This is a genomic window from Mesorhizobium sp. M1E.F.Ca.ET.063.01.1.1 (genome assembly GCF_003998155.1).
In the GTDB taxonomy this organism is placed as follows: domain Bacteria; phylum Pseudomonadota; class Alphaproteobacteria; order Rhizobiales; family Rhizobiaceae; genus Mesorhizobium.
Genome location: NZ_RZSC01000443.1, coordinates 1 through 4,883, shown reverse-complemented (window position 1 = coordinate 4,883; position 4,883 = coordinate 1). Strand labels below are relative to the sequence as shown.

3 protein-coding genes and 2 pseudogenes are annotated in these 4,883 nt (G+C 65.2%); all 5 read left to right on the top strand.

The annotated features are described in order from the left end of the window. Window positions 1-113: pseudogene (locus EOA29_RS24945) on the top strand (transcriptional regulator BetI); the annotation flags it as partial. Beyond that, window positions 110-1,639, top strand: a complete 1,530-nt coding sequence (gene betC / locus EOA29_RS24940; protein WP_127221755.1) for a choline-sulfatase — start codon at window positions 110-112, stop codon at window positions 1,637-1,639. The pseudogene EOA29_RS24945 and the gene betC, both read left to right, overlap by 4 nt. Further along, window positions 1,636-2,640 carry a threonine/serine dehydratase gene (locus EOA29_RS24935; protein WP_189478977.1) on the top strand — a complete coding sequence of 335 codons (1,005 nt, stop codon included), beginning with the start codon at window positions 1,636-1,638 and terminating at the stop codon, window positions 2,638-2,640. Before betC ends, EOA29_RS24935 begins: the two co-directional genes overlap by 4 nt. Continuing rightward, window positions 2,633-4,285: a choline dehydrogenase gene (betA, locus tag EOA29_RS24930; RefSeq protein WP_127221753.1), complete on the top strand. Its 1,653-nt coding sequence runs from the start codon at window positions 2,633-2,635 to the stop codon at window positions 4,283-4,285. The genes EOA29_RS24935 and betA overlap by 8 nt, the downstream gene beginning before the upstream one ends. A 54-nt stretch (window positions 4,286-4,339) precedes the next feature. Next, window positions 4,340-4,846, top strand: a pseudogene (locus tag EOA29_RS24925) (aldehyde dehydrogenase family protein); the annotation flags it as partial. Between the last annotated feature and the right edge of the window lie 37 nt (window positions 4,847-4,883).

The window sequence follows — 4,883 nt, the reverse complement described above, 5'->3', positions numbered from 1 at the left end:
ACGGACTCTACATCCGGCGCGCGCTGAAGGACGGCGTGCCTAACGCGCAGAGCGCGATCGCGCTGGTCGAAGACTATCTCGAAACCAAGCTCAACGGACGGAGCCTGCCTTGACGACCCGACGGCCCAATTTCCTGATCGTCATGGTCGATCAGCTCAACGGAACGCTGTTCCCGGATGGGCCGGCCGATTTCCTGCATGCGCCGCATCTGAAGGCGCTCGCCCAGCGCTCGGCGCGCTTTGCCAACAACTACACGGCCTCGCCGCTCTGCGCGCCGGGCCGGGCCTCATTCATGAGCGGCCAGTTGCCTTCGCGAACGGGGGTCTATGACAACGCGGCCGAGTTCGTTTCCTCGATCCCGACCTTCGCGCATCATCTGCGCGCCGCCGGCTATTACACCTGCCTGTCCGGCAAGATGCATTTCGTCGGACCGGACCAGTTGCACGGCTTCGAGGAGCGGCTGACCACCGACATCTATCCCGCCGATTTCGGCTGGACACCGGACTATCGCAAGCCCGGCGAGCGCATCGAATGGTGGTACCACAATCTGGGCTCCGTCACCGGTGCCGGCGTCGCCGAGACCACCAACCAGATGGAGTATGACGACGAGGTCGTGTTCCTGGCGAAGCAAAAAATCTACCAGCTTTCGCGCGAGCAGGACGATCCAGGCCGCCGGCCCTGGTGCCTCACCGTTTCGCTGTCCCACCCTCACGATCCCTATGTCGCGCGCAAGCAGTACTGGGATCTCTACGAACACTGCCAGGCGCTCGATCCGGAAACACCGTTCATCCCGTATGACGAGCAGGACACGCATTCGCAACGGCTTTACCACGCCAGCGACTATGCATCTTTCGAGATCACCGACGAACAAGTGCGACGCTCGCGGCGTGGCTATTTCGCCAACATTTCCTATGTCGACGACAAGCTTGGCGAGTTGCTGGACGTTCTCAAGCGTACCCGCATGCTCGACGACACCACCATCCTGTTCTGCTCGGATCACGGCGACATGCTGGGCGAGCGCGGCCTGTGGTTCAAGATGAGCTTCTTCGAAGGGTCCGTGCGTGTGCCGCTGATGATCGCCGGCAAAGGCGTGCCGGCCAGGCTGGTCAAAGCGCCTGTCTCCAACCTCGACGTGACCCCGACGCTCTGCGACCTCGCCGGCATCGACATCGCGGGGATCGCGCCATGGACCGACGGCCAGTCGCTGCTGCCGCTGCTTGACGGCAAGGTGCGCACCGCGCCGGTGCTGATGGAATATGCGGCCGAAGGCTCCTACGCGCCGCTGGTCGCCATCCGCGAGGCCAAATACAAGTTCATCCATTGCGAGCTCGACGCGCCGCAACTGTTCGACCTCGATGCCGATCCGCTCGAGCGTAACAACCTCGCCGGCGATGCGACGAACGCAGCCCTGGTGGCCGCTTTCATGGACAAAGTCCGGGCGCGCTGGGACATGGCCGGCTTCGACGCCTCGGTCCGCGAAAGCCAGGCGCGCCGCTGGGTCGTCTATCCGGCGCTGCGCAACGGCGCCTACTACCCGTGGGACTTCCAGCCGCTGCAGAAGGCCTCGGAGCGCTACATGCGCAATCATATGAACCTCGACAATCTCGAGGAAAGCAAACGCTATCCGCGAGGCGAATGATGGCTGATATTCTCGTTCCCACTCTGGACCACCTGAAACGTGCCTATGCCGTGACGTCCGCGGCAACGCAGGTGACGCCGCTGCTGGAGTCGGCTGCCCTTGCCAGGGAGACGGGCGCAGCGCGCGTCTTCGTCAAGCCGGAATCGCTGCAATGGGCAGGCTCCTTCAAGGTGCGCGGGGCCTATTGGCGGCTGACGCGGCTGTCGCCCGACGAAGCGAAGAAGGGCGTCGTCGCCTATTCCTCGGGCAATTTCGCACAAGGGCTGGCGGCCGCCGGCCAGGCGCTCGGCATTCCCGTCACCATCGTCATGCCGATCGATGCGCCGGCCGCAAAACGCGACGCGACCGCCGGCTATGGGGCGCGCGTGGTGCTCACCGACCATGGCGATCGCGCCCGCGAGGAAGTCGCGGCCGCCAAGGCGCGCGAGATCGCCGAGACAGAGGGGCTCACCTTGCTCCATCCCTTCGACGATCCCGAGATCGTCGCCGGCCAGGCTGGCGCCGGGCTGGAAGCGCTCGACCAGTTGGCGGCCAAGAAGGCTCACGCCGACCTCGTCTTCTGCTCGGTCGGCGGCGGCGGGCTGATCGGCGGCGTCTCGCTCGCCTTCCATTATCTGTCGCCGAAAACCGAGATCATCGCCGTCGAGCCTGAAGGCTTCAACGGCATGGGCTCGTCGCTCGCGCATGGCGCGATCGAAACCATGCCGATCGGGCCGAAATCGATCTGCGACGGGCTGATGGCGCGCAAGCCCGGCGAGGCGCCGTTCGCCGCGGTGCGTGCTGCCGGCGTTCGCGGCGTGACCGTCGACGACGCCTCGGTGCGGCGCGCGATGAAGATCGCCTTCGAGCGGATGAAGCTGGTGCTGGAGCCCTCGGGCGCGGCGTCGCTGGCAGCACTGCTCGGCGGCAAAGTGGAGGTGAAGGACAAAACCGTCCTTGTGGTTGCAACCGGCGGCAATGTCTCGCTCGCCGATTTTATGGCGCATATGAACAATGCTTGAAGCGGATTTCGTCATCATCGGCTCCGGCTCCGCCGGTTCGGCCATGGCCTACAGGCTGTCGGAGGACGGCAAGCACTCGGTGATCGTCATCGAGTTCGGCGGCACCGATATCGGACCGCTGATCCAGATGCCGTCGGCGCTGTCGATCCCGCTCAATATGAGCCTCTATGACTGGGGCTTCGCCAGCGAGCCTGAGCCGCATCTCGGCGGCCGGGTGCTTGCCACGCCGCGCGGCAAGGTGATCGGCGGCTCGTCCTCGATCAACGGCATGGTCTATGTGCGCGGCCACGCGCGCGACTTCGATCACTGGGCCGAACAGGGCGCGACCGGCTGGGGCTTCGCCGATGTGCTTCCCTATTTCAAGCGCATGGAAGATTCCGACGGCGGCGAGGACGGCTGGCGAGGCCACGGCGGCCCGCTGCATGTGCAGCGCGGCACGCGCAAGAACCCGCTCTACGGCGCCTTCATGGAGGCAGGCCGCCAGGCCGGTTTCGAGCTCACCGACGACTACAACGGATCGAAGCAGGAAGGTTTCGGCCCGATGGAGCAAACCATTTGGGGTGGCCGCCGCTGGTCGGCGGCCAACGCTTATCTGAAACCGGCTCTCAAGCGAAAGAATGTGAGGCTGGTCAAGGGCTTCGCCCGACGTGTGGTGATCGAGAATCAACGCGCCATCGGCGTCGAGATCGAAGCTAACAAAAAGATTCAGGTCGTTAAGGCGCGACGCGAAGTGATCGTCGCGGCATCCTCGATCAATTCGCCCAAGATCCTGATGCTGTCAGGCATCGGCCCCGGCGCGCATCTGCAGGAAAACGGCATAAAGGTCATCGCCGATCGGCCGGGCGTCGGCGCCAATCTGCAGGACCATCTGGAGCTCTACATCCAGCAGGAAGCGACCAGGCCGATCACGCTGAATTCGGTGCTCAATCCCTTCTCCAAGGCGATGATCGGCGCGCAGTGGCTGTTCTTCAAGACGGGCCTCGGCGCCACCAACCACTTTGAAGCCGCAGCCTTCGTGCGCTCGCAGGCCGGCGTCGACTATCCCGATATCCAGTATCACTTCATCCCGGCGGCGGTGCGCTATGACGGCAAGAAGGCGGCGAAGTCACACGGCTTCCAGGCGCATGTCGGGCCGATGCGTTCCAAGTCGCGTGGCTCGGTGACGCTGCGCTCTCCCGACGCCCTTGCCAAGCCGGTGATCCGCTTCAACTACATGTCGCATCCGGACGACTGGAGCGAGTTCCGCCACTGCATCCGGCTGACGCGCGAGATTTTTGGCCAGAAGGCGTTCGATGGGTTCCGTGGCAAGGAGATTTCGCCGGGCGGCCATGTGCAGTCCGACGACGAGCTCGACGCCTTCATCCGCGACCATGCCGAAAGCGCCTACCACCCCTGCGGTACCTGCAGGATGGGCCGCGCCGACGACCTGACCAGCGTCGTCGATCCGGAATGCCGCGTGATCGGCGTCGAAGGTCTGCGTGTCGCCGACTCCTCGATCTTCCCGCGCGTGACCAACGGCAATCTCAACGCACCCTCGATCATGACCGGCGAGAAGGCGTCCGACCACATCCTCGGCCGCACGCCGCTTGCGCCGTCCAACCAGGAGCCCTGGATCAATCCGCGCTGGCAGGTGGCCGACAGATAGCGCATGATCCGGGCGGATCGCTTCGCCCCTCGAAAGAGAACTGGAGAACCGCCCATGCGCGCCCAGCCAACGGCATCGCATTATGTCAACGGCCGCTATATCGAGGACGAAGGCGGCGCGCGCCTGCCGGTGATCTATCCGGCGACCGGCGAGACCATCGCGACGCTGCATTCGGCGACGCCAAACGTGCTGGAGTTGGCGATCGAGGCCGCGCGCGCGGCGCAGCCGGCCTGGGCGCGGCTGAAGCCCGTCGAGCGCGGGCGCATCCTGCGCCGCGCCGCCGACATCCTTCGCGCGCGCAATGCCGATCTGGCGCGCATCGAGACGCTGGACACCGGCAAGGCGATCCAGGAGACGCTGGTGGCGGATGCGCCTTCGGCCGCCGACTGTCTCGAATATTTCGCCGGCGCGGTCGCCGCCTTCAACGGCGAGGCGGTCGATCTCGGCGGGCCTTTCGCCTATACGCGGCGCGAGGCGCTTGGCGTCTGCGTCGGCATCGGCGCCTGGAACTATCCGATCCAGATCGCCGGGTGGAAATCCGCCCCGGCGATCTGGATCGGATAGTTCCAGGCGCCGATGCCGACGCAGACGCCAAGCG

Excerpts from the sequence above, each read along its gene's own strand:
- betA (WP_127221753.1), top strand. The coding sequence starts at position 2,633 with ATGCTTGAAGCGGATTTCGTCATCATCGGCTCCGGCTCCGCCGGTTCG.
- EOA29_RS24935 (WP_189478977.1), top strand. The coding sequence starts at position 1,636 with ATGATGGCTGATATTCTCGTTCCCACTCTGGACCACCTGAAACGTGCC.